General features: G+C 41.6%; 21 protein-coding genes and 1 pseudogene. 15 read left to right on the top strand and 7 right to left on the bottom strand.

The window, feature by feature from the left end:
• Positions 1-479: pseudogene (locus tag BM329_RS01410) on the top strand (RNA-guided endonuclease TnpB family protein); the annotation flags it as partial.
• Between the two features lie 219 nt (positions 480-698).
• Here BM329_RS01410 and fliE read toward each other — a convergent pair.
• Positions 699-1,010 carry a flagellar hook-basal body complex protein FliE gene (fliE, locus tag BM329_RS01405; RefSeq protein WP_092547811.1) on the bottom strand — a complete coding sequence of 104 codons (312 nt, stop codon included), beginning with the start codon at positions 1,008-1,010 and terminating at the stop codon, positions 699-701.
• Between the two features lie 284 nt (positions 1,011-1,294).
• On the opposite strand from fliE, the gene fliF reads away from it, so the two are divergent.
• The 6 genes from fliF to BM329_RS01375 all read left to right on the top strand — a co-directional run bounded on the left by fliF (position 1,295) and on the right by BM329_RS01375 (position 8,083).
• Positions 1,295-3,022 carry a flagellar basal-body MS-ring/collar protein FliF gene (gene fliF / locus BM329_RS01400; RefSeq protein WP_092547808.1) on the top strand — a complete coding sequence of 576 codons (1,728 nt, stop codon included), beginning with the start codon at positions 1,295-1,297 and terminating at the stop codon, positions 3,020-3,022.
• Positions 3,019-4,011 (top strand): flagellar motor switch protein FliG, encoded by a 993-nt coding sequence (gene fliG / locus BM329_RS01395; RefSeq protein WP_092547805.1) that lies wholly within the window; start codon positions 3,019-3,021, stop codon positions 4,009-4,011. The genes fliF and fliG overlap by 4 nt, the downstream gene beginning before the upstream one ends.
• Positions 4,004-4,708, top strand: coding sequence for a flagellar assembly protein FliH (gene fliH / locus BM329_RS01390; protein ID WP_092547802.1), 705 nt, complete (start codon positions 4,004-4,006; stop codon positions 4,706-4,708). The genes fliG and fliH overlap by 8 nt, the downstream gene beginning before the upstream one ends.
• Positions 4,708-6,072, top strand: a complete 1,365-nt coding sequence (gene fliI, locus BM329_RS01385; protein WP_092547824.1) for a flagellar protein export ATPase FliI — start codon at positions 4,708-4,710, stop codon at positions 6,070-6,072. Before fliH ends, fliI begins: the two co-directional genes overlap by 1 nt.
• A 161-nt stretch (positions 6,073-6,233) precedes the next feature.
• The gene (fliJ, locus tag BM329_RS01380) at positions 6,234-6,680 is read left to right on the top strand and encodes a flagellar export protein FliJ (protein ID WP_092547800.1); all 447 of its coding nucleotides are present in this window, start codon (positions 6,234-6,236) and stop codon (positions 6,678-6,680) included.
• Positions 6,677-8,083: a flagellar hook-length control protein FliK gene (locus tag BM329_RS01375; protein ID WP_092547799.1), complete on the top strand. Its 1,407-nt coding sequence runs from the start codon at positions 6,677-6,679 to the stop codon at positions 8,081-8,083. Before fliJ ends, BM329_RS01375 begins: the two co-directional genes overlap by 4 nt.
• A 29-nt stretch (positions 8,084-8,112) precedes the next feature.
• Here BM329_RS01375 and BM329_RS14620 read toward each other — a convergent pair whose 3' ends face one another.
• Positions 8,113-8,280, bottom strand: coding sequence for a hypothetical protein (locus BM329_RS14620; protein WP_177216157.1), 168 nt, complete (start codon positions 8,278-8,280; stop codon positions 8,113-8,115).
• Positions 8,281-8,306: 26 nt separating this feature from the next.
• Here BM329_RS14620 and fliL point away from each other — a divergent pair, with 26 nt between their 5' ends.
• The 8 genes from fliL (at position 8,307) to speD (ending at position 14,614) form a co-directional block, all read left to right on the top strand.
• On the top strand, positions 8,307-8,783 hold the full coding sequence (gene fliL, locus BM329_RS01370; protein ID WP_092547796.1) for a flagellar basal body-associated protein FliL: 477 nt from the start codon (positions 8,307-8,309) through the stop codon (positions 8,781-8,783).
• 5 nt (positions 8,784-8,788) lie between these two features.
• Positions 8,789-9,796 (top strand): flagellar motor switch protein FliM, encoded by a 1,008-nt coding sequence (gene fliM, locus BM329_RS01365; protein WP_092547793.1) that lies wholly within the window; start codon positions 8,789-8,791, stop codon positions 9,794-9,796.
• Positions 9,789-10,196, top strand: coding sequence for a flagellar motor switch protein FliN (gene fliN, locus BM329_RS01360; RefSeq protein WP_092547790.1), 408 nt, complete (start codon positions 9,789-9,791; stop codon positions 10,194-10,196). The genes fliM and fliN overlap by 8 nt, the downstream gene beginning before the upstream one ends.
• A gap of 2 nt (positions 10,197-10,198) precedes the next feature.
• Positions 10,199-10,660 (top strand): flagellar biosynthetic protein FliO, encoded by a 462-nt coding sequence (gene fliO, locus BM329_RS01355; protein WP_092547779.1) that lies wholly within the window; start codon positions 10,199-10,201, stop codon positions 10,658-10,660.
• 112 nt (positions 10,661-10,772) lie between these two features.
• Positions 10,773-11,489: a flagellar type III secretion system pore protein FliP gene (gene fliP, locus BM329_RS01350; protein WP_092547822.1), complete on the top strand. Its 717-nt coding sequence runs from the start codon at positions 10,773-10,775 to the stop codon at positions 11,487-11,489.
• 67 nt (positions 11,490-11,556) lie between these two features.
• A complete protein-coding gene (gene fliQ / locus BM329_RS01345) occupies positions 11,557-11,826 on the top strand; it encodes a flagellar biosynthesis protein FliQ (protein ID WP_092547777.1) in 270 nt (89 codons plus the stop codon).
• A gap of 2 nt (positions 11,827-11,828) precedes the next feature.
• Positions 11,829-12,611 (top strand): flagellar biosynthetic protein FliR, encoded by a 783-nt coding sequence (fliR, locus tag BM329_RS01340; RefSeq protein ID WP_092547774.1) that lies wholly within the window; start codon positions 11,829-11,831, stop codon positions 12,609-12,611.
• A 491-nt stretch (positions 12,612-13,102) separates the two neighbouring features.
• Entirely contained in the window at positions 13,103-14,614 is a 1,512-nt protein-coding gene (gene speD / locus BM329_RS01335; protein ID WP_092547772.1) for an adenosylmethionine decarboxylase, read from the top strand.
• 275 nt (positions 14,615-14,889) lie between these two features.
• On the opposite strand, the gene BM329_RS01330 is transcribed toward speD, so the two are convergent.
• The 5 genes from BM329_RS01330 to BM329_RS01310 form a co-directional block, all read right to left on the bottom strand.
• Complete coding sequence (locus BM329_RS01330; RefSeq protein WP_092547770.1) at positions 14,890-15,960, bottom strand: fatty acid desaturase family protein; 1,071 nt, start codon at positions 15,958-15,960, stop codon at positions 14,890-14,892.
• Positions 15,961-16,091: 131 nt separating this feature from the next.
• Positions 16,092-17,177, bottom strand: a complete 1,086-nt coding sequence (locus BM329_RS01325; RefSeq protein WP_092547768.1) for a saccharopine dehydrogenase family protein — start codon at positions 17,175-17,177, stop codon at positions 16,092-16,094.
• Between the two features lie 207 nt (positions 17,178-17,384).
• Positions 17,385-21,848: a type I polyketide synthase gene (locus tag BM329_RS01320; RefSeq protein ID WP_092547766.1), complete on the bottom strand. Its 4,464-nt coding sequence runs from the start codon at positions 21,846-21,848 to the stop codon at positions 17,385-17,387.
• A 102-nt stretch (positions 21,849-21,950) separates the two neighbouring features.
• Positions 21,951-24,524, bottom strand: a complete 2,574-nt coding sequence (locus BM329_RS01315; protein ID WP_092547763.1) for a non-ribosomal peptide synthetase — start codon at positions 24,522-24,524, stop codon at positions 21,951-21,953.
• A 181-nt stretch (positions 24,525-24,705) separates the two neighbouring features.
• Positions 24,706-25,029, bottom strand: a complete 324-nt coding sequence (locus BM329_RS01310; protein WP_092547759.1) for a darcynin family protein — start codon at positions 25,027-25,029, stop codon at positions 24,706-24,708.
• Between the last annotated feature and the right edge of the window lie 3 nt (positions 25,030-25,032).

Here is a 25,032-nt window from a genome sequence, read left to right as displayed (position 1 = left end):
AGATTGCTGGTCGCCAAATGCCATGAAAAAGTAGCGAACGCTCGCGCTGATTTTCAGCACAAACTCTCTCGAACTCTCGTTGACGAAAACCAAGCGGTGATAGTCGAGACACTGAAATCAGCCAATATGATGAAAAACCGCAAACTGGCTAAACACATAGCAGATGCCTCATGGCATGGCTTTGTTGTAAAGCTGGAGTACAAAGCCAAAGAGCAAGGTAAGCACCTGGTAAAACTCGATCAGTGGTACGCCAGCTCTAAAACTTGTCATTGTTGCGGTCATAAAACGGAAGATATGCCTTTGTCGGTTCGTCAGTGGGATTGTCCATCTTGTGGCACTACGGATATAGACCGCGACTTAAACGCGGCTCTCAATATCCGTGATAAAGGCATTCTGGAATTAAAGGCGGCTGGACGGTCGTCTCTGCTTATGGAAGCTGCGTCAGTCTCGATACTATCGAGCAACGGCTAACGAAATAAGAAGCATCGCCCGATAGGGCGGTGAGAAGTCACAGTCTATCCCTGCAGGGGTTATAACAAATAAAACAGACTGATAGACTCCCACAATTAACCTATACCCATTGGATTTCAAGATGCAGCGCGACGGCAAGGAACGAATCCCCTGGAGCATAGATAACTATGTGACCGGGGTGAGTGAGCGCAGCCAACAAAGCTGCATCTTGAAAGACGATAGGTATATCAAACTTGTATATTCATGATCTCATGATACGCACTAATCAACTTATTCCTTACCTGAATCCCCATTTGCAGCGAAATATTCGACTTCTGCATATTAACCATGACATCATTTAGCTCTACACCGGGAGCGCCCAGCGTAAAATCTTGTGCTTGCTTGACCGCACTCAAACGTGTCTGGTTTATTTTTTCTACTGCGGCAGTGAGCTGACTGGCAAAACCACTCTGCACTGGCAGCGGTTTGGCAATGTTTGCTGCTTGTAATGCCTGAGTCTGCATCTGTTGCAGCACACCTTCAATTGCCTGAATTGACATAAAAACCTCGCGTTAAATCACCCTATTGATGACGTGATTAAGTGCCATATTAGTCGTGGGCTGGTTGGCAGTTTTTCCACGCTGCCACCGTAACATAGCCCTTCTAATCTAAAGCAGGTAATTGAAGTCAAAATTCAAAGCTTATTGTGCCATTAAAAGAGGTGTGAACAGCGAATAATGATGGAATTAATAATAGGAAGAATCTTTTCGCTTGCGTATGGGGAGTCTGTTTTGTTACGCCACGCTTTTAGTATTTATGTTGACCAGCAAGGCAAGGATCGTCTATGAGTGCAACAAACGACGTTGAAAACCAAAACAAAGGTTTCAGCACTATTATCAGCAGGATAAAAGCTGATCCGAAGGTTCCGTTATTAGTCGCTGGCTCCGCTGCCATCGCTATTGTCGTTGCTCTGTTTCTCTGGTTGCGCAGCCCCGATTATCGGGTGCTTTACAGCAATCTGAGTGATAAAGATGGCGGCGAAATCGTTACGCAATTAACCCAGATGAATGTCCCTTACCGTTTTTCCGAAAATGGTTCTGCGATCATGATACCTACTGATAAAATACATGAAACCCGCCTGAAACTGGCACAGCAAGGGCTGCCCAAAGGCGGGGCTGCGGGTTTTGAACTACTGGATAAAGAGAAATTCGGCGCTAGTCAGTTCAGTGAACAGGTCAATTACCAACGCGCTCTGGAAGGCGAGTTGGCCCGTACTGTTGAATCTCTCGGCCCGGTCCAAAGCGCCCGCGTTCATCTGGCTATGCCAAAACCTTCTTTGTTCGTTCGTGAACAGAAATCGCCGTCAGCTTCTGTAACTGTTGGTTTGTTGCAAGGACGTGTACTGGATGAAGGACAAATCAATGCTATTGTGCATATGGTTTCAAGCAGTGTTGTCGGTTTACCAGCAGGGAATGTTACGATTGTGAATCAATCAGGACGTCTGCTGACACAAGCCGATACCACTGGCCGTGATTTAAATACCACCCAGTTGAAATATACGCAGGAAATTGAAAACCGTTTCCAGCAGCGCATTGAAACAATTCTGGCCCCTGTCGTCGGTCGGGGCAATATACATGCGCAGGTAACAGCTCAAGTCGATTTTTCCCGCCGCGAGGAAACATCAGAAGAGTACAGGCCGAATCAGCCACCCAATCAGGCGGCCGTCCGCTCCAAACAGAGCAGTTCCAGTGAGCAAAACGGCGGGCCATTGGTGGGCGGTGTACCGGGTGCATTGTCGAATCAGCCAAGTGCTGCACCGAGCGCCCCGATTGAAAGACCAAATACCAATGCCAATACGAACGCCAAAGGCAATGGTGACGAAAAATCTGCTCAACAGCAGCGCAATAATAGAAATAATAGAAATAATAGCTATGAGCGCATGGTGAACAATAATCGTAATCATCGTTATGACGAAACCACCAACTATGAAGTGGATCGCACCATTCGCCATACGCAATTACACGCTGGCGCAGTGGAACGTCTTTCGGTTGCTGTCGTCGTCAACTACACCACCACTCAGAGAGAAAACGGACCTGAAACAAAACCGCTGACACCAGAACAATTAGCACAAATCGAAGCACTGACCCGTGAGGCAATGGGCTTTTCTTCTGACCGTGGTGATAGCCTGAATGTGGTCAATACTCCGTTCAATGACACTACCGAAGTGATAGAAACCCTCCCGTTCTGGCAGCACCCTGTTCTACTGGATAAATTACTGGACGCAGGCCGTTGGTTACTGCTGGCATTCATTGCATGGTTACTGTGGCGTAAGATGATCGTACCGCAAATTGCCAAAAAACGTGCTATGGAGAAAGCGGCTTTGGGTACACAGAAAAATCAGCAGAAACAAAAGACAGAAACCAATGCTGAAATGGATGAAAAAATGCGACGTAAAATGGCTCGTCAACGAGTCAATGCTGAACTTCAAAGCCAGCGTATTCGTGAATTAGCAGAAAAAGATCCTCGCGTTGTTGCGCTGGTGCTCCGTCAATGGATGAGTAACGAACAATGAGTCTGACCGGAACAGAAAGAAGTGCCGTCATGTTAATGACCCTGGGAGAAGATCAGGCAGCTGAGGTGTTCAAACACCTGAATTCGCGGGAAGTACAACAACTCAGTATCGCAATGGCGGGGATGAGACAAGTCTCCACCCAGCAACTGGTTGAAGTGCTGGCGGAGTTTGAAGAAGATGCAGGGCAATATGCTGCCCTCAGCATTAATGCCAACGATTATCTACGCAGCGTATTGATCAAAGCATTAGGTGAAGAACGGGCTTCCAGTCTGCTTGAGGATATTCTTGAATCCCGTGATACCACTACAGGAATCGAAACCCTCAACTTTATGGAACCGCAGATGGCCACCGATATGATCCGGGATGAACATCCGCAAATTATTGCCACTATTTTAGTTCATCTGAACCGAGGTCAGGCTGCCGATATCCTCGCCCTGTTTGATGATCGCCTGCGCAACGATGTCATGCTGCGTATCGCCACCTTTGGCGGTGTACAGCCTACCGCATTGGCAGAATTGACCGAAGTCCTGAATAACCTGCTGGACGGTCAAAATCTCAAACGCAGCAAAATGGGTGGTGTTCGTACTGCGGCAGAAATCATCAACCTGATGAAAAGCCAGCAAGAAGAAGGTGTCATTGATGCGGTTCGTACCTATGATGGTGAACTGGCACAGAAAATCATTGATGAAATGTTTTTGTTCGAAAATCTTATCGGCGTGGACGATCGCAGTATCCAGCGTTTGTTGCAGGAAATCACGACCGACTCCCTGCTTGTGGCATTGAAAGGCTGCGATCAGGCATTGCGCGATCACTTCCTCAACAATATGTCGCAACGTGCTGCTGAAATCATGCGTGATGATTTAGCAAATCGTGGCCCTGTTCGTATGTCTCAAGTGGAAGCTGAACAGAAAGCCATCCTGCTTGTGGTTCGTCGTCTGGCTGAAAGTGGCGACATGATCTTAAATGGTGGTGATGATACCTATGTCTGATAAGCCGAATAAAGGAAACTGGCAGCCCTGGCTGCCGGGCGAATTGACTCAATGGGAATCTTTGCAGGCAAAACTGGAGCCGATAGACGAGGCACAGGAGCCGAGTGAACAAGAGATTCTGCTGAAACAGGCAAAAATGCTTGATGAACTGAAAGAACAGGCGCGTCAGGCCGGCCATGCGCAAGGCTTTGCAGAAGGCCAGATTCAAGGTTATGAACAGGGACTCCGGGAAGGCCGACAGGCCGGACTGGAACAGGGTTTGCAAGAAGCCAGACAACAACAGCAAGTTGTCATTGACCAGTGGAAAGCACTACTGATGGATTTCAGCCATTCATTGGATGGATTAGATACCGTTATTGCTTCACGTCTGATGCAACTTTCACTGACAGCGGCTCGCCATATCTTAGGGCAACCCGCGGTTTGTGACGGCACTGCCCTGTTGAATCAAATCCGTGAATTTATCCAGCAAGAACCTATGTTCAGCGGTAAACCTCAGCTGCGAGTCCATCCACAAAACATTCCTCTGGTTGAGCAGAAACTGGGGGAAGTTCTGACGTTGAATGGCTGGCGTTTGGTTGCAGATAACAAACTGCATCCGGGTGGCTGTAAAGTCAGTGCCGATGAAGGGGATCTGGATGCCAGTTTAGCCACGCGCTGGCACGAAATGTGTCGTCTGGCAGCATCGGGAGAATTATGATGACAGCAAGACTCGGACGCTGGCTGGCAACATTAGATTCACTGGAAAAGCGTCTGGCAAAAACGCCAAAAGTACGTCGCTATGGGCGCCTTACCCGTGCTACAGGTCTGGTCATGGAAGCCACTGGTTTGCATATGCCCCTTGGCTCGACCTGTCTTATCGAGCGTCAGAATGGTAAAAAGATTGAAGAAGTCGAAAGTGAAGTTGTCGGCTTCAATGGCGAAAAACTACTGTTAATGCCAATGGAAGAACTGGAAGGCATTGTACCGGGAGCCCGCGTCTATGCCCGCTCATACGGTGAGGATGCCGGAGGGGGGCGTCGCTTGCTTCTGGGACCTGAATTGCTTGGCAGGGTTCTGGATGGTGCAGGACGTCCTCTTGATGATTTACCTGCCCCCGATACAGGCTATCGCGCTTCCCTGACAACAACTCCGTTTAACCCCCTGCAACGAACTCCAATCAGCAATGTACTGGATGTCGGCGTTCGTGCCATCAACGCCTTGCTGACGGTAGGACGCGGACAACGCATGGGGCTGTTCGCTGGATCGGGGGTTGGTAAGAGTGTATTGCTTGGCATGATGGCACGTTATACCCAAGCCGATGTGATCGTCGTAGGGCTGATTGGTGAACGAGGCCGGGAAGTCAAAGATTTTATTGAAAATATCTTAGGTACGGAAGGATTGTTACGTTCAGTGGTCGTCGCCGCTCCTGCGGATGTTTCACCGCTGTTACGGATGCAGGGGGCTTCTTACGCGACTCGCATCGCCGAAGATTTTCGCGATCGCGGTAAACATGTGCTGCTGATCATGGATTCCCTGACCCGTTACAGCATGGCCCAGCGCGAAATTGCACTGGCCATCGGCGAACCACCGGCAACCAAAGGTTATCCCCCTTCTGTATTTGCCAAATTACCCGCTCTGGTAGAAAGGGCCGGTAATGGTGTCAGTAACGGCGGTTCCATTACCGCATTTTATACTGTTCTGACAGAAGGTGATGACCAGCAAGACCCCATTGCCGATGCTGCCCGAGCTATCCTTGATGGCCATATCGTGTTATCACGCTCGTTGGCAGAATCAGGTCACTATCCGGCCATTGATATTGAGGCATCCATCAGCCGTGCCATGACCTCTCTGATCGACAATACCCATTACCGGCGGGTACAGCTCTTTAAACAGTTGCTTTCCAGTTACCAGCGTAACCGGGATTTGATCAACGTTGGGGCTTATGCTGCGGGTAGTGATCCTTTGTTGGATAAAGCGATTGAGCTTTATCCGCACATGGCTCAATTCCTGCAACAAGGCATTGATGAACGCAGTGAATATGATACGGCCTGTACTCAGCTTCAACAATTGTTACCGACATAATTGTTACCGACATAATGTCTTGCTTATGAAATCTTGCTTATGAAAATTTCGCCGAAGAATATTCGGCCAACGGGTATAACGTTTGTCGGTTCAATGCCGATATAACTTTGATGCAATTCAGTAACGCTTATGTCTGCGTGGTGATTAATACGAGGAAATACATGCAACAACCCTCCCCTCTCGTGACTTTACGTGAACTTGCCCACGATGCGGCAGAAAAAGCGGCATCTCAGCTTGCTCAGATTCGGCAAAATCACCAGCAAATGGTGCAACAACTCACGGAATTAATGAATTATCAGGATGAATATCGTACCCGTTTAAATGACACTTTCAGCAGTGGCATGTCCTGCTCAACATGGCAGAATTACCAGCAGTTTATGAAAACGCTGGAAATGGCAATTGAACAGCACAAGTTACAGCTCAATCAATGGAAAAAACGACTTGAGCTGGCCATATCTCAATGGCAGGAAAAACAGCAGCGTCTGAACGCTTTCGACACACTGCAACAGCGGGCAGAACATAATCTGAAGTTACACCAAAATCGCATGGAGCAAAAACAAATGGACGAGTACGCACAACGTGGCGCACAACGGAGAATGAAACAATGAATCTCACTCTTTTGCCTACGGATTTAAAACTCACGGATAAAGGTTCGGCAAAAAGTCCGTCATCCTTAAATGATCTCGTGAACGATAGCCACTCCCCTAAATTCGGGCAGCTTCTTGATGCAAAAACAGCCTCTATGCAGAAGCGCCCGGCTCAGGCAGATAAACATAGCCTGAAAGAAGGAAATTCCGTTGTTGATAAAACAGCAAAAAGCGAATGGTCGCAATTACAGAGCGTATCAGACAAGACTGCCGAAGATAAATTGCAGAAAGAAATCACTCTGCAAGAGAACAATGCCGAATTTACGCTATTGAAAGATGACGATCTGTTATCAGCCGATGCGTTAAATGCGGTTATTCCGATCCAGATTGCCGGATTAGTTACCCCTCCTGCAGGTACTGCGGCGCTTGCCGAGAATACCGATGGATTGGCAGAAAATGAATTACTGGATAGATTACTGGATAGTGAAGGCGATCTTGCCAATGCGCAGCTGGGCAAAAGTCCCAAAGATGCCAGGCTGACCAATACAGATCTTGTTGAATCACCTAAAGAGAGTGATCGGGATGAAGGCATACATCTTTCTGCTGCACGCAATACTGCCCTGAACCATCAATCAGACGATGCCACCAACACTCGCTCTGCACTGATACCAGCCGCCGGACAAATAAAACTTGCCAGCAGCAATAAAGCAGAGTTCAGCCAGTCTCTCCAAAGTAATGCCATTCCTAAAAATGCAGCGTCGAGCAACGGTAAGGAATTAAACCTGCTTCAGGCGGCTATTCAGGCTGTCCCTGCATTAACTGCCCCTACTGCTGAAACAACCTCAATTGATTCTCCTGCAATATTGGCGGCATCTCCCCTGTTTTCAGCCGGACAACATGTCACCGGACAGCAACCTGTGGGCCAATTTCAGCTAAGTGAAACAACCGCACCATTGTTGAATGCTCATCTTGGCAGTGAAGAGTGGCAGCAACAGCTCAACCGGCATGTCCTGTTCTTTAACCGCAATGGACTACAACAAGCAGAACTTCGCCTACATCCCCAAGAATTGGGCGCACTGCATATCCGCATGAGTGTTGAAGACAATCAAGCACAACTGCATTTTGTTTCTGCTCATCAAAATGTTCGTGCTGCTCTGGAAGCTGCATTGCCGGGACTTCGCCACGCATTAGCTGAAAATGGCATTCAATTGGCGCAAAGCAGCGTAAATAGCGATGCCCAAGGGAATTGGCAGCAAGAACACCATGCCACTAATCATACCAACGGTCATTCCGGTTCCCATGAAGATACCCAAAGTCATGGCCTGGCAGCTGCAACAGGAATAACGGCTTCTCCTGCCTCAGCCATGAGAATGACACCTCAACAACTCGCCTCGACCCGAGGAGGTATTGATACATTTGCCTAATTATCCACCTGATTATTTGCCCAATATCATTATGCGCTGTAAGAAAGCGAAAAAGGGCCGATAACAAATGTGTGAGTTAATGGTTTTTTCCACGTTTGTTCCTGCCATTGCCGGAACAAAGACGCGGGATAATTGATATTGATATCGATTTTGATGGAAAAGGAGACCCGCCACGGAATGCCCGGGAACTTATCCACCACGGAAAACAGGAATTTGTCTGTCCATGTCTGATTATAACTACGAGCGTAAACGCATAAATCCAATTTGGATGATACTGTTAGTACTAATTGCTGTTATTGGTGCTGCCATCGGCGGGTATAGCTGGTGGGCGATGAACCAGTCGGCCAATAACAGTACAACAAAAACCAAAGTTATTAAAACACCTGTGTTTATGTTTTTGGAACCTTTTACCGTCAATTTGATCGACAACGAAGATCATTTCGACCGTGTTCTGTATGTTGGAGTCACATTGCGTCTGTCTGACGAAAAAATCCGTCAGCGCTTGCATGATTATCTGCCAGAAGTTCGTAGCCGTATGTTGCTGTTATTATCTCGCCAGAAAGCGGCTGATTTGGCAAAAGATGACGGCAAGATGCATTTGGTGACAGAGATCAAACAGACATTAAACCCGACGCTGATATCCGGTGAACCTGATCAAGAGATCACCGATGTGTTGTTTACCACGTTTATTCTGCGATAATCACAATGAGTGACAATATTCTTTCACAGGCAGAGATCGATGCTCTGCTAAATGGTGACAGTGCCTCTGATGATGACATAGAACAAACTGCGTCCGGAGAAAGTGAGGTTCGTCCTTACGATCCCAATACGCAACGCCGCGTTGTACGCGAACGTTTGCAGTCACTGGAAATCATCAATGAACGTTTTGCCCGCCAATTCAGAATGGGGCTGTTTAACATGCTGCGCCGCAGCCCGGATATTACGGTCGGCGCAATCAAAGTTCAGCCTTATCAAGAATTTGCCCGCAATCTGGCCGTGCCAACCAATCTCAATCTGGTGCATTTGAAACCATTAAGGGGAACCGCACTATTCGCTTTCGAACCCAGTTTAGTTTATATCGCCGTTGATAACCTGTTTGGCGGAGATGGTCGTTTTCCCACCAAGGTGGAAGGCCGTGAATTCACCCATACCGAACAGCGGATCATCAACCGAATGCTGAAACTGGCGTTGGATGCCTATCGGGATGCCTGGGATTCTATATTTAAAATTGAAATGGAATATGTGCGTTCCGAAACACAGGTAAAATTCACCAATATCACCACTTCACCGAACGATATCGTGGTGACGACACCGTTTCATGTGGAGATTGGTGCATTGACGGGCGAATTCAATATCTGCATTCCATTCGCCATGATCGAGCCTTTGCGCGAACGCCTGACCAACCCACCCGTGGAAAATTTGCGTCAGGAAGATGGCCAGTGGCGTAAAAGCCTGGTGAAGCAAGTTCAGCACTCAGAATTAGAACTGGTGGCGAATTTTGTTGATATTCCCCTGCGGCTGTCAAAGATCCTCGAACTAAAAGCCGGCGATGTTTTGCCGATTGAAAAACCCGAACGCCTGATCGTTCACGTTGATGGTGTGCCCGTGCTCACCAGTCAATATGGAACACTAAACGGGCAGTATGCCCTGCGTGTTGAACACCTGATTAACCCTGTTTTAACTGCTCTGGATGAGGAAAAGCCCAATGAGTGATGCTAAACAACCCACAGATACCAGCTTGACTGACGATATGTGGGCAGAAGCGCTGGAACAACAGACCGCACAGCAAACCTCTGACGGCGGCGCGTCAATATTTGAAAATCTGGAACCACAGAATGTGCTCTCCCAGCTCTCCGATATTGATCTGATCATGGATATTCCCGTTAAGCTTTCCGTCGAGCTGGGGCGCACTAAGATGACCATCAAACAGCTACTGAAACTGTCACAAGGTTCTGTTGTTTCCCTTGATGGCCTTGCGGGTGAACCGTTGGATATTCTGATCAATGGCTATTTGATCGCACAAGGAGAAGTGGTTGTTGTATCCGATAAATACGGTATCCGTATCACAGATATCATCACGCCTTCTGAACGCATGCGTCGCTTGAGTCGCTAACCATGATGGAAAACCAGCCTTCCCTTCATGCGTCTTTTCAGCGTGGTACGGCATCCGATGCCGTACCCGTCAGCACGACAGGCAGTAGCGAACCCCTTCCGGCAGGCCAAACTTTAATGCAAGTCAGCAGTGCATTGGGGGGTGTTTTATTGCTGATATTCTTCATAACATGGCTAGTTCGCCGTTTGGGTCTTGCTCCCGCCAAAAACAAAAATCACCGATTGTTAAATGTTAAGGCAAGCTGCTCACTCGGTCCAAAAGAGCGAGTCGTTGTGGTGGAAATCGAAGGCAATTGGCTGGTACTGGGCGTGACTTCTCAACAGATAAATATGCTGCATCAAATGCCTGCACCACCTGATGACGTGGAAAAGGACAACGTACTCAAGTCGCTGCCGTTTGGTCAGATGCTAAAAAATACGCTCCAGAGAAAAAGCAGGAACGACAAGGACGATGATGAAAAATAGAGTTTCCTTTATGACAGGCAGCCAAATAACAGGAAAAAAACGGGTTTCACGACTTTATCAAATGCGTTCAGGTTCAAAACGATTGAACTTAGTACGTGTGATCACCCTGCTTATGGTGTTCTTTCTGCCGCTGTTCTCCATGAACGCCGCGGCCGAATTGCCTGGCATCATCAGCCAGCCCTTGCCTAATGGCGGCCAAAGTTGGTCACTGCCCGTTCAAACGCTGATTTTTATCACGGCTCTGGGGTTTATTCCAGCCGCCCTGCTGATGATGACCAGCTTTACCCGCATCATTATCGTACTCGGTTTATTGCGTAATGCGCTGGGGACTCCGTCTGCCCCGCCTAACCAAGTTATGCTGGGTCTGGCACTGTTCATGACATTTTTCATCATGGCACCGGTATTCGATAAAGTTTATCAGGATGCTTATTTGCCCTACAATGAAGATAAAATTACGCTGGAAGCCGCATTGGACAAGGGTTCCAAGCCATTGCGCCAGTTTATGTTACGCCAGACCCGGGAAAATGATTTGGCTCTGTTTGCCCGCCTTGCAGATCAAGCAACGTTTGAAACTGCGGATTCTGTGCCAATGCGTGTACTTGTACCTGCGTTTATTACCAGCGAATTGAAAACCGCTTTCCAGATTGGTTTTACCCTCTTCATCCCATTTTTAATTATCGATCTGGTGGTTGCCAGTGTTTTGATGGCGTTGGGGATGATGATGGTGCCACCGGCCACTATATCGCTGCCATTTAAACTTATGTTGTTTGTCCTGGTAGATGGCTGGCAATTATTACTTGGCTCACTGGCACAAAGTTTTTATATCTGATAGGCAGTTTTTGTATCTGGCATGAAATCTTATTGGAAAAAGATCACAAAAGCGGTTTGAGAAAATTATGACTCCAGAATCGGTAATGGCCCTCGGTGTTGAGGCGATGAAAGTAGCACTGGCGCTGGCCGCACCACTGCTTTTATCTGCCCTGATCTGTGGCTTGATCATCAGCTTATTGCAGGCGGCAACTCAGGTAAACGAGATGACCTTATCGTTTATCCCAAAGATTCTGGCCGTTGTCGTTACTATTGTTGTCGCCGGGCCGTGGATGCTGAACTTGCTGCTGGATTACATGCGCACACTGTTTAGCAGCATTCCCACTATTATCGGTTAATCATGATCCCATTTGATAGCGAAACACTTTCCCGCCTTGTCAGTGACTTTTTCTGGCCCTTGATTCGTTTATTGGCGTTGTTTAGCATAGCTCCCATTTTCAGTGAAAAACAGATGCCGATAAAAGTCAGAATCGGTCTGGCATTAGTGATCACTGCTTTATTGGTTCCCAGTATTCCTTCTTCCCAAATTCCTATTTTTTCCGTTGCTGGAATTTGGGTATTGATACAACAAATATTGATCGGCGTGGCTTTGGGCCTGACTATGCAAATCGCTTTTGCTGTTGTGCGCCATGCTGGTGAAGTTCTTGGTTTGCAGATGGGGCTTTCATTCGCCACCTTCTTTGATCCCACTGGTGGGCCGAATATGCCTATTTTATCCCGTATTCTGAATATGCTGATGATGTTGCTATTTTTGGCATTTGACGGGCATCTGTGGCTGTTATCTATTTTGGTAGATACGTTTTATACCATTCCGGTTCAAGTGACGCAGTTGAATCCGAAAGGTTTCCTGTTGTTAACCCAAAGTGCCAGCCTGATTTTCATTAACGGTATGATGCTGGCCATGCCAATGATTACTCTGCTGCTAATCTTGAATTTTTCCTTAGGCATGCTAAACCGTATGACACCGCAACTTTCCGTTTTTGTGGTCGGTTTTCCATTGACTCTGACAGTAGGAATTTTCACACTTTCCCTGCTGATCCCGGTGCTGGTACCGTTTACTGAGCGATTATTCGGGGAAATGTTTGACCGCCTGGCCGTGATTATCAGTGAACTGATACTGTAGTTGTGGCTTTATCAGCAGCAAATACAATCGTTACAATCAAGTACGTTATTTCGAATAAATTTATGTAAAACAACAATCATTCCTCAATTTTATTTTTTATAAAACTCAATTCATTATCCCGCATTAAAATAAGAAATTGGTTTTACCAAACTATTTAGAAAACCAAAAATCACTTACTACATAAGCACCAATAAAATAAATACAAGTTAATATAACTAATGTTATCATTCCAATAAGTTACAAATAACTGAGATAACACGTTATATTAACCTAGTTTATTATTTCTTTAGAAATAGAAACTAGTTGAAATTTATAAGCCACTATATAATGTTGAGTTTTATAAATTACTCGTCAGATTTATAGCATTTATGGGGAGAGGTAAATGGCTGGATTCAGAAAGCGCGACAGTAACAGATCCAAGTATAATTTAGATATCTGACTGGATATTAATTACGCTATCAGATTATAAGAATATGTAAAAAGAGATTACGATGAATACACTAGACATTATAAAAAACAACATGAAGTTGTCACACCCGGTTGAAGTATTAGAGACATTACTAATACGCCTATATTTATATGGCCGTACATCAAACAAAGACCTGTCATTAAAAAGCAATTTACCTATTCCTATCATCTCAGCATTTAAAAAAGAATTAATAAAGTATAATTTTGCTGAAAATAAAGGGGTTTTTAAATTAAACCCAACAGGTATAAAACATGTTCAAAATGAACTGGAATATAAATCAATTGATATCAATAAATATAACTTACTCTCTTCCAATGAAAAACGAGAAGAGTTTACAAATGAACTATCCGTTTTACTGGAACCTATATATAACAACAGACCGCAAGTCAATATTTTATTAGATCAAGCTCATGCAACATTAGAGACATCAATAAGCAGGGTAATGTTATTACTTAATAATCCACGGGTGTTTAAACAAAACATTCTATTTTTAGGCGATGATGATCTAACATCTTTAGCTTTAATGATGGCCTTTAAAAAACTTGGGTATTCCTCTTCAAGGAATATTTTTGTCAAAGATATAGATCAGGATCTATTAACATTTATCCAAGATGTAGCGAAACAAAATGATTTTGTTATCAATACTGAGTACTTAGATCTAAAACGTGCTAATGTTTACACCAAAAATTTTGACATTATCTGGACAGATCCACCTTATACGTTGAGTGGATTGAAATTATTTTTATCACGTGCAATTAGCTTAGCTAAAAATGATAACAGTGAAATTTTACTTTCATTTGGTCAAAAAAAACCAATGGAAAATCAAGAGGTACAGCGGTTACTGAACAACCAGAATCTCCTTATCAAGCATATTTATCCACAATTCAATAAATATCATGGCGGAAGTATTATAGGCAATGTCAGTGACTTATATGTTCTTTCTGTTACACCACACACATATCCAATCATTTCAGGCAAAAGTGACTACTCAGATAAAATCTACACAGGAGAATTAAATCCTCGTATAAAATTTTATCAATGTAAATCATGTAATAACATGATAACCATTGGGCACGGAAAAAACATATTAACGATAGAACAGCTTATTGAGACAACGTGTAATCAGTGTCACGGCAATAAATTTCAATATCGAGGTCAAGAGAAAGTAAATTCGTCGACTAAAGTAAGTCAACTTGGTATTCACATTATTGTAGATATGAAGGAATGTGATGCAGAAATATTAAAATCGGTATCAGACATTGAAAAAATCATGCTTGATGTTGCCAAAAAATTTGAGTTAAACGTTATTACTCATAATTTTCATCAATTCAAACCCTGGGGTGTCAGTGGAGCACTGATATTGGCTGAGTCACATTTTACCATTCACACATGGCCAGAATATCATTATGCAGCACTTGATTTATTTGTCTGCAATGAATTTAAACATCAAGATGCATTTATAACAGAATTACGCATGCAGCTTAATGGCCAAGAATATGAATATAAAATACTACAGAGAGGGAGAGGGTTTTAATTTTAAAATAAGTAAAATACCTTATTAACATCTTATCCATGAAACAACTGATTGTTAATTAGCCAAGCGTGAAAGGCAATCAGTTACAGAATAATATACCCGTCGTCTTTCAAGTTGCAGCTTTGTTGGCTGCGCTCACTCACCCCAGTCACATAGTTAGCTATGCTCCTGGGGGTTCATTCCCTTGCCGTCGTGCTGCATCTTGAAATCCATTGGGTATAAACATAAAGGGCCTTAAAAGCCCTCATGAAAAAATAGTTTTATGTATTGCTTGTTCAAATAGAAAGAAGATATTTGGCAAAACTGCCCTTTTGATTATATTTTCTAAATTTTCTATATTTTGAAGCATAACTTAGCATCGTTTCTTGATGGGGATGTTGACGAATAAATATCCCGCCCCATAAATCATCCCATTTTTGATAATTTGGATCATTGAGCAAGTATATATGAGCTTTTTGTATGTTCCAATGAGGGATACCCGGATACAGGTGATGCACTAAATGATAATTGTCATAATGTCTTCCAAACAAAAAGCGTTCCCACCAAACCCCCTTTGTGTTTCTTGTGAGCAACAATGCTTCCTTTTCAGATGCAGGAAGAGGATAATGTTCAGCTATACCAATAATCCACCCAATAGCCACTGTGACAGTGAATAATGGTACTATCCAAAGCAAAATAAAATACATAAAGAAACCAAAATAAATAATAACTGAAAGAATAAAAACCCAATAAATAACAAATGCTATTGATTCATTGTTATTTTTAGGATTTTTCTTTTCTATTTTAATTTTAATTTTAATTTCATCTTTCTTTGATTTGATTGCATCCTTTATTACATAGTGTATAAACTTTAATGTCCTATATCCTGAAATGGTTAACAATATATTTTGTATGAAGAATTCTTTATCATTCTGATTAAAATCATATAAACCACTATCTATATGAAACTTGAGATCAGGATCTTTTTCTGGATTACCTAAATGTGCATGATGATACCTGACATGAGGATCTTTATAAGTATTAAGCAGGTGGAAGACTAAATGCCCAGATAAAAAAGTACCTCCAATATAATTTATAAATTTATTTTTGGCTAAAACATGATGAGACGAATAATGTAATATATTAGTAAATGCTCGTTGTGTTGAACCTATCATAAGTAAAGAAAATGGATAAAACCAAAAACTTATACCAACACTTAAATATATAGCCGTTATTATAACAAGATAGTCTTTTGAAAGTGCAATAGCCCAATGATAATTATCTAATTTCCTTAACTCCCGTAAGCTAGCAATCACTTTACGTGATATATTGAAATTATTACTTAAACTTATTTCAGACAGTGACATGATTATCTATTCTCCTGATATTTTCATCATAAATAAAAAACCAAGTTCCAATTAAGGTAAGGCAAGAGCGTGAAAATTTTGTTAACAAAATTTTCACGCTCTTGCCCTGTAAAACAACTAACTAAAGAAAACTACTTTAAGATTTCATTTTCTTCATCAAGATAAATTCCTTCAGACTGTAATAGATCTTTAAGTTTTTGAACACTGAAAAACGCCTCTCCTACCATAAAAATATTTGGTTGATTATTTTGAATATGCTCAGCCAATTGCATAATTAAAGCCGCTACGCCTGTCGCTGTTAAGTGAGATTGTCCTTTCGGATCCTTAATATGAAGAATGTGATGTTTTTGATGCCCTTTTTCATCAACTCCATGAACATCAATACGAATTTGATGTTGGTCGCCAGAGCCAGGATGATAAAAAATTTTCTTACGTAATTTTTTGAAAAGATCACCAGATATCAGTTTCCATATACCACTCTTTATAATGAAAGCTAAAATATCATTCACCTTATGATTATTATAACCAATTCTGGTTGCAACAGTTTTCGCATTTGTCATTAAAGGCAAAGTAAATTGTTCAGGCATATCCATACGAAAAACTTTATATTTACCATTATCACCAAATGACATAATACGTTCATCCGAAAAAGGCAACACTTTCTGATATCTGTCACTTTGCTTTACAATAAATGGAATCGCAAGTCTATCCAAATAGTCAAATGAATCCGGGCCGGATTTATCCTGAGAAAAAGCCAATATACTGATATCAATACTCGTCACGCTCTTAAGTGACTTGCTCATATTATTGGCGAGTGCTGAAACAACACTTGCCATCCAAGAAGAGGCAAAAATCATTGAGCTTGTATTTTGCATCATCACCGCTTTACTTAGTGTAATCTGCAACTTTTCCGTCCAGCGCGTAATATCTACATAAGCAATGCTATTTTTATTTGCAAAATAAAACAAATTATCTTGTGGATCATTAACGATAGATAATATTATATCAACATCCATATCGTCTGGCAGACAAATATTCTCAATATCAAAAGCGATACCCTGCGCATTTTGTAAACTTTTAGCTAGATCCCTGGCTTTATTAATATCCCTTCCGGCAATGATCAACTTCAGATGGGGAGCATGCTGATTCAAAATCAATGCAACCTGATGTCCAACAACCCCATATCCTCCAACCAATAGAACAGACAACTTTTTCATTTAATAATCCTCAAAACAGAATGCAAGACTTTATCCTGCTAATAACCAGAAAGATTTAAATAGACTTAGAAATACTATTTCTATACCCGTCGTCTTTCAATTTGCAGCTTTGTTGTCTGCATTATGAAACTCACCGGGTATACATACAATCATAAAATATGGATAATATTTAATTAAAATAAAAATAATTTCCTGACCATTCAGATTTCAGCTATTTTTCAACCGTCTATTTATACGATTCTTAGCCAAACTTCTTCTATTATTTTGATTTGAGCCTTCCTTACTTTGATGTATGTTACCTGAAGATTTATTCATCATATTCTGTAATGCTGACCAGAGCTTCACAACAGAGCTATAGGTAAACATCATGGCAATGGGAATATCTGCATTTAATTTTTCCTTTAATCTTTCATTGGCCTGAACGATATCAAGTGAAGTCGCTCCCAAATCAAAAAAACTTATATTCTCATCAAGGCTCATTAATCCCAGTTGATGTTCCCAGACTTCTATAATGACTTTCTTTATTAAATCTTCGGTATAAGAAATTTCAGTATTGGATATATGATCTTTATTCTCCAGCCGGAGAAGATCGTTCTCTTCCATTCTCTCTTTTATTGGCAATACGGATACTGAAAATCGATTAGGGTAATGGGAAAGTATTTGCAGAAAGACATCTTGCCCTTCCCGGTTAGTCAAACCGACTATTTTGTTGGTATCCAGTCTGTTTTTAGCCGCCATCCCCACTTCTAACCAGCGATCCCAAGAGATGGAGCAAATTCTGAAAGGATAATTATAGTTATCCGCAATAGCCTCTAAGTAAGCATTAGCTGCAACATAAGCAGAATGCCCATAGGCGCCATAATAAGCTAATAAAGAAGAACAAAGCAGCATAGTACGAAGATTTTTATCACTGAAATATAACAGCAAATTATTCACACCACAGACTTTAGCCGCCATGATATCTCGATGCAGTATCAGATTAGGTTGCGCAATGAGTGCACCGGCATCAGATCCGGCAGCATGAATAACCATACTAAATGGCCCTAATTCGCTTTCAAGAGATTGAAGCAAAGCATGAAGATCTTTTTTGCAGGAAACATCAACAGAATGGAGATGAACTTCACCACCAAATTGTTCTATTTTTTCAATAGCCTCAATCTTTCTCATTGTTTCCATTTGTGTCGGATCTTGCTTTATCAAATCCCATTCAGATCTCGCCGGGAATTCTGAACGGGATGACAACACAAGACGTGCGCGATACTGAATTGCTAATGATTCCGCCAGTGTCAGTCCGATACCACCAAGACCACCGCTGATAAAGACTAAATCACCTATTTGCAATTCATGATCTTGCTTAACCTGATGCAGGGAATTAACCGATAATACTTTAAATTCAGGTGACCATAACTGACCATATCTTATTGCGGCATGACGATATTTCTCAAAACCACGTTTATCAGACCCGACAAGCCCGCGTATCAGTGAGTTCAATCGATTGCCTGCTACAGCATTTCCGGAGAAATCTATCTGCATAGTCTGGTGCTGTTGATATTCATGAGAAATGGATTGCACCAATCCCTTTAACATTGAAATGGCAGGATTAGGCCGTTCATATCCCAATACATTTTCAATTTCAGGGGTAAAGAGGACAAATCGTGCAACTTGTAACTCCAGTTGATTTAAAATGACGCGAAGTGCTTCCACCCATTGTAGATAATATTCAATGGGTTCATTTTCGAGCGGATCATTTTCAGGAATAAGAATAAAAGTGCTGTCAGATAATGATGTTAATAACTTAAACTCTGCTGAATTATCAATGAAAATGACTTTACTGTCAGGCCACAACTCTTTGCTTAAATCAAGGTAATAAGAATTATTTGTTTGGGTACAGAGGATAAAAACGTGTTGGTATTTTGTTTCTTCCCCTGGCTGATAATAAATTTCTCGTTGCCAACCAGGAGAATAAAGTTTATTTTTATTCTCCTGTTGACTAGCACTGTTAATATTTAAACCAGAAACTAATTTATCTCTTAGTTTAGTGTATTCCGTTTTGGCAAACTGATACACTGGCATATGAATCAACCTTCCTGTCGGCTGATTGATATTTTCCCACTCGACTCCTTCTGTACTACACCATATCTTTCCAAGTTGACGATAGAAATACTCATGATCATCATCGTTCAAATTAGGATGTTTAATCATGTTAATGATTAATGGCTTATTTTCACTCTCGTTTTGGTAATACTTATGTACAAAACTGGATAACGTGTTACCCGGGCCCATTTCAATAAATACGAGGTCATTAAATTCAGATAATGTTTCCATTCCTCTCAAAAAATTAACTGTATTTCGCTGATGTGACAACCAATATTCAGAAGCCCTGATACTTTCTACAGAATGCCACACACCCGTTAAATTAGAGATAATGGGAATATTGGGCTGGTCAAAGTTTACTGAGTTTAACGAATTAGCATATTCTGACTGAATTTCATCTATTGCTCTGGAATGGAAGGCATGAGCCGTTTTTAATCTTCTGCAATAAATATTATCATTTTGAAGAGAGGATTCCAGCTTATCAATATTCATTGCATGACCAGAGATAACGACAGATTCTCTACCATTAATTGCCGCTATTTCAAGTTCTTCATTAAGGTAATGACCTATCTGCTCTGCACTCAATGATACACTCAACATAACACCCGGTGACATTGTTTCGATGAGTTTTGCTCGCTGACTCACCAAATACAAAGCATCACTCAGTGAAAATACCCCCGATATTGTTGCTGCAACATATTCACCTAAACTGTGCCCAAACAGAGCAAAGGGTTTAAACCCTTTGCTCTGGAATAAAAATGTCATCGCATATTCAACAATAAAAATAGCTAATTGAGTTATTTCGTTAGAGACATTCTTTTGTTCAGACGTATTCACAAAAAAATCATACAATTTTTGTTGAGAGTCTTCCGGCAATAAAGATAAACACGTCTGGCAACTCTCCCTGAATACACTTTCCTGCTGATATAAAGCATAAGTCATACCCGGATATTGCGTTCCTTGTCCCGGGTATAAAAAGACCATCTTCTTATCTGAATATTTTACTTTGGCACGCACAAAATCAGATAAGGTATGGTTTTCCTGATCCCCTGAGCAAACCAGTACAGAACGATAATCAAAGTGTTCCCGTCCTTGCTGCAAGGTATAAGCAATATCAGATAACTTATATTGTTTCTCTGACAAAAATTTCAGCAATTCATTTTCCATCATTGATAGACTTGCTTCATTTTTTGCTGAAAGAGGTAAAAGAGTGAGCTGTTCCGGCGTTTCAGCTTGCTCTGTCTGATATGACATTTCTTCAAGAATCACATGCGCATTTGTCCCGCCAATACCAAAAGAGCTGACTCCGGCTCGTCTGATCGATTGACTGTGCCATTCCTGACTATGCGTATTAATGTAAAACGGTGACGATTCTAGTTTAAGCTTAGGATTTGGTGCGTTGAAATACTTATTGGCGCACAGCATTTTATTTTTCAACATTAACGCGGTCTTAATTAAACCGGCCATACCTGCTGCGCTATCAAGATGCCCGAGAATGGATTTAGCCGAACCGATTGCGATACTGCCCGCCGGACAATCATCAAATACATTTTTTAACGCCGCCATTTCAATGGGATCACCGAGTTTAGTGGCGGTTCCATGCGCTTCAATATATGAAATTGATTTAGGATCAACCTTGGATACAGTGATTGCACTACGAATAACATCGGTTTGCCCTTCAATACTCGGCGCGGTATAACCCACTTTTCTCGCACCATCATTATTGATGGCACTTCCCTTAATCAGAGCAATAATAGGTCGTTTTTCTTCCAGAGCCTGTCTCAAAGGTTGCAGAACAATTGCGCCAATGCCTTCTCCGCCGACAGTGCCATTGGCATGTTCATCGAAAGGACGACACATACCATCCGGTGATTCAATCATGCCATCCAGATAGAGATACCCCTGCTGATTAGGGAGCGTCAAAGCGGCGGCGGCCACTAAAGCCATTTGACATTCACCCAGCAATAATGCGCGGGCAGCCATATGCACAGCAGTTAATGAAGAAGAACACGCGGTTTGTAATGCGACCGCCGGTCCCGTCAAACCGAGCTTATAAGCTAAACGCGTCGCCACAAAATCCTTCTCGATAAGACTAAATGCCGAAAACAAACCGACTGCATCTTGTTTACTTTCTTCATAAGCCGCCATCTGCCACTGCAATTGCGCACTGGCTGCCAGATAACAGCCTATTTTTCCTTTATAAACCGAAGGGGCTATGCCTGCTGAACCCAATGCGTCAAAACTACATTGATGCAAGTGTCTGATTTGTGGTTCAAGTAATTCTGCTTCTCGTTTATTGTATTGGAAAAATTCAGCATCAAATCTTAAAGGATTTTCAATCACACCTTTTGCATTAACATAATTCTGACTTTTATATTCATTCTCAGGAACCCCATTTTCAGCTAATGTTTCATTAGAAAAACGGGTAATGCAGTCATTACCTTCAAGACAGTTTTTCCAAAAACTTTCTATCGTTGGACTGTTTGGAAATTGACAAGAAACACCTACAATAGCGATTTCCAGACCTGTTAGTTTCTGAGAAATTTTATAATCAGCCTGATTTTCTTTTTTATTCATAATATGTCATCACCGATAACAATAAATACATTACTGAAAGTTAATGAAACCCATCAATATATTAATTAAACCTGATTTTTATTTTTTTATTATTAACAATGACTAATTGAACATCCCTATCACCTTATCAAATTGCTCCAGTTGATGATTCTCAAATAAATTATTTTCTTCTATCTTCTCATGAGATGAGATGAAATTGGCTTGTTGCTCTATCGTTGTATATTGAAATAATTCAACAACCTCAATTTCTTTATTAAAGAACTCATTTAGTTTAATACTCAGTTGTAATAACGTGTATGAAGAACCACCTAAATCAAAGAAATTATCATATACACTGATATTTTCTTTATTTATTTTTAAAACATCAGCCCATAAAGATAATATATGAACTTCAATCTCACTGCTGCAAGGTTTCAATTCACTATTTCTTATCATACTTCTGGGATCGGGTAATCTTGACACATCAATTTTACCGCTATTGTTTTGTGGAAATTCATCCACTTTAATGAAATAGTGGGGGATCATGTAATTTGGCAAATGTTTAGCTAATGTACTTTTCAAAATTTCCTGATCAAATGCAATATTAGTATAGAGATAAGCGATCAGGATTTTATTATCCGAATCTTGAGAGTTAACCATAACAAAAACATCACACACTGCCGCTGAACTCAGTTCAGATTCATTCATTTGTTCATAAACGGATTTTTGCGTAATGACTTCTATCTCTCCCAATTCAATGCGATAACCATTAATTTTAACCTGACTATCAGATCGGCCAAGATAGATTAAACCATTTTCGCCAGAGTATTGGGCGAGATCACCTGTTCTATAATATCTTTTACCATCAATAGTAATAAATTTTTCGGCCGTTAACGCGGGTTTATTGATATAACCTTTTGCAAGACCCTTTCCCGCAATGGCAATCTCACCGACGGCACCTTGAGGCAACGGTCTTAAACAGTCGTCAATCAATATAATCTCTTCCCCCGGCATAGGAAAACCGATCGGGATCGTGGGTGTTTGAATATCACTATTCTCGTCAAATTCGAAAGAAGAAGACTGGACACAACATTCTGTAGGACCGTACGCATTAGAGGCATTAGGAGCCGACGCCCAGCATTTGGCAAAGTTATGCCAGTTGTGTTTTTCCAACCGTTCACCACCAATCATCAGATGATTAACAGGAAAATAAATAGAATTTTCAGCAAATTGCGTGCGTATCATACGCAAATGTGTCGGAGTACAATCTGCAATATTAATGGCTCTTTTATGCCAAAACTCAACGACACTTTTTCCATCTCTCCTGACAGATTCCGGTACTATATGGAGGGTATGACCGAGTAACAATGCAGGATATAACTGTTGTACTGAAGCATCGAAGCTCAATGCCGACATCATGGCGACATTAAGAGGAGCTTGCTCTTGATAACGCTGATAAACCCGATCATGCAGCCCTAACACCAGGTTGATTACAGCAGAGTGGGAAACTTCCACCCCTTTCGGTGCTCCTGTTGAACCTGAAGTGAAAATAATATAAGCCGAATCTTCTGAAGTTATATGAAATGCCTCGCCAACATCAATATCAGTATTAAGCTCAAGTGGTGCATAAACAATATTCTGGCAATTTTCAAGCTCGCAAACCGTTTCGTCGGAAATAATTAAATACTGAATATCAGCGGTATCTTTAACATATTTCTTTCGTTCTATCGGCCAATTGATATCAAACGGGCAATATTTAGCACCTGTTTTCAGAACCGCCAACATAGCGACAATTGCTGCACATGAACGGTTCATATGAATGCCGACCGCATCATATTGTTTAATACCCTGACTTAACAACTGAGCGGCAAAAAATGAACTTAATTTATCCAGCTCAATGTAATTGAGCGACGAATTTTCATCCGTTACTGCGATATGCAAAGGATGTATTTTCGCTTTTTCCGCAAATAAAGAGTGAATAGTAAAATGATGTTCAATCTCAGGTGACAATGGATCGGTATATTGACCCGAACCGGCAGATAATTTAAGGGTACTGAGCGTTTCCTCAGAACGAACCTGCTGTACCAATAACTCCACCATTTTAATCAGTTCATTATAATAATTAACAGAATAAGGCGAATGAATTTCACAACTGATTATTTCGTTATCATGATCAAAAAATAACTGAGAAACAGATAAATCATAAATTTCTTTATTCACTGCCTGACAGTTCTTCAATAAAACACAAGATGTAAGAAACTTAGGCTGATCACAAACATCCTGAAAAGAAGCCAATTTATACTGCAATAAATCATGTATACTTTTAGATACCGTTTTTATCAACCCAACCAGAGTTTGCTCAGGTTCATACTTTGCAGGCACACACAGTATCTTTGGAAACTCGTCATCATCCAGGTAATTTGTGGTTAAGATTAAAGAGTTCTTACTTCTCTGCATCACTGATTCGGCAAATCCGAACAACGATAAAAGCAGAAGACTTAATCGTTTATCTGAACTATTCGCCATAAACAAGAGATTTTTTGATGCTTCACGTGAAAATGATATATTTTGTATATTTATGCCATCATGATTGGGTATCAACGACTTTTCAAACTCTGATGGCTCATATTCATTAATGACTTTCTTCCAAAAATAGACTTTATCAATGTTTGTATTTAATTCATCTTTTACATTCATAATATAAACACCCTATCATTTAATTTCTTTCACTCTATCAATGAGGCTGACTATACACTTCGTCTTTCAAACTGCCTCTTTGTTGGCTGCGCTCGCTCACCCTGGTCACATAGCTATCTATGCTCCCGGGGATTTGCTCTCTTGCCGTCGCGATGCAACTTGAAATCCATTGGGTATAAAATTAATTATCGTCATAAATTTCATCGGCATTTTCAATACCCATGAAAACTTTAGATATAGATAAATATTTTTCAGAAAAAACAAGGGTGTTTCTCATATCCTGTAACATACAGTAATAGTCACTTAAATTTTCCGTTTCTATAATAACAAAATCTTGAAACTCTGCTGTAAACCCTTCTGTATCAATGGTTCTCAAACTAATGGTTGAATGGTACTTTTCCAATATTTCAGGCAACGCTGTGTTTTGCAATCTCTTCCGTTCATTTCTCGTCAAAGCATTCCATTTATCATGAAAAACCAGTGTCCAAATAATGACATATTTCATTTT

Origin of the sequence: Xenorhabdus koppenhoeferi (assembly GCF_900116635.1) — a bacterium.
GTDB classification, from domain to species: Bacteria; Pseudomonadota; Gammaproteobacteria; order Enterobacterales; family Enterobacteriaceae; genus Xenorhabdus; species Xenorhabdus koppenhoeferi.
This window is presented reverse-complemented; position numbering and strand designations above follow the sequence as displayed.

Bases quoted from the DNA above. Each gene is read 5' to 3' on its own strand.
- fliG (WP_092547805.1), top strand. From the start codon at position 3,019: ATGAGTCTGACCGGAACAGAAAGAAGTGCCGTCATGTTAATGACCCTG.
- BM329_RS01330 (WP_092547770.1), bottom strand. From the start codon at position 15,960: ATGTCACTGTCTGAAATAAGTTTAAGTAATAATTTCAATATATCACGT.
- BM329_RS01315 (WP_092547763.1), bottom strand. From the start codon at position 24,524: ATGAATGTAAAAGATGAATTAAATACAAACATTGATAAAGTCTATTTT.
- fliP (WP_092547822.1), top strand. From the start codon at position 10,773: ATGGTGTTCTTTCTGCCGCTGTTCTCCATGAACGCCGCGGCCGAATTG.
- fliJ (WP_092547800.1), top strand. From the start codon at position 6,234: ATGCAACAACCCTCCCCTCTCGTGACTTTACGTGAACTTGCCCACGAT.
- fliH (WP_092547802.1), top strand. From the start codon at position 4,004: ATGTCTGATAAGCCGAATAAAGGAAACTGGCAGCCCTGGCTGCCGGGC.
- fliI (WP_092547824.1), top strand. From the start codon at position 4,708: ATGACAGCAAGACTCGGACGCTGGCTGGCAACATTAGATTCACTGGAA.
- fliM (WP_092547793.1), top strand. From the start codon at position 8,789: ATGAGTGACAATATTCTTTCACAGGCAGAGATCGATGCTCTGCTAAAT.
- BM329_RS01320 (WP_092547766.1), bottom strand. From the start codon at position 21,848: ATGAATAAAAAAGAAAATCAGGCTGATTATAAAATTTCTCAGAAACTA.
- fliR (WP_092547774.1), top strand. From the start codon at position 11,829: ATGATCCCATTTGATAGCGAAACACTTTCCCGCCTTGTCAGTGACTTT.
- BM329_RS01310 (WP_092547759.1), bottom strand. From the start codon at position 25,029: ATGAAATATGTCATTATTTGGACACTGGTTTTTCATGATAAATGGAAT.
- BM329_RS01325 (WP_092547768.1), bottom strand. From the start codon at position 17,177: ATGAAAAAGTTGTCTGTTCTATTGGTTGGAGGATATGGGGTTGTTGGA.
- fliO (WP_092547779.1), top strand. From the start codon at position 10,199: ATGATGGAAAACCAGCCTTCCCTTCATGCGTCTTTTCAGCGTGGTACG.
- fliE (WP_092547811.1), bottom strand. From the start codon at position 1,010: ATGTCAATTCAGGCAATTGAAGGTGTGCTGCAACAGATGCAGACTCAG.
- fliL (WP_092547796.1), top strand. From the start codon at position 8,307: ATGTCTGATTATAACTACGAGCGTAAACGCATAAATCCAATTTGGATG.
- BM329_RS01375 (WP_092547799.1), top strand. From the start codon at position 6,677: ATGAATCTCACTCTTTTGCCTACGGATTTAAAACTCACGGATAAAGGT.
- fliQ (WP_092547777.1), top strand. From the start codon at position 11,557: ATGACTCCAGAATCGGTAATGGCCCTCGGTGTTGAGGCGATGAAAGTA.
- fliF (WP_092547808.1), top strand. From the start codon at position 1,295: ATGAGTGCAACAAACGACGTTGAAAACCAAAACAAAGGTTTCAGCACT.
- fliN (WP_092547790.1), top strand. From the start codon at position 9,789: ATGAGTGATGCTAAACAACCCACAGATACCAGCTTGACTGACGATATG.
- speD (WP_092547772.1), top strand. From the start codon at position 13,103: ATGAATACACTAGACATTATAAAAAACAACATGAAGTTGTCACACCCG.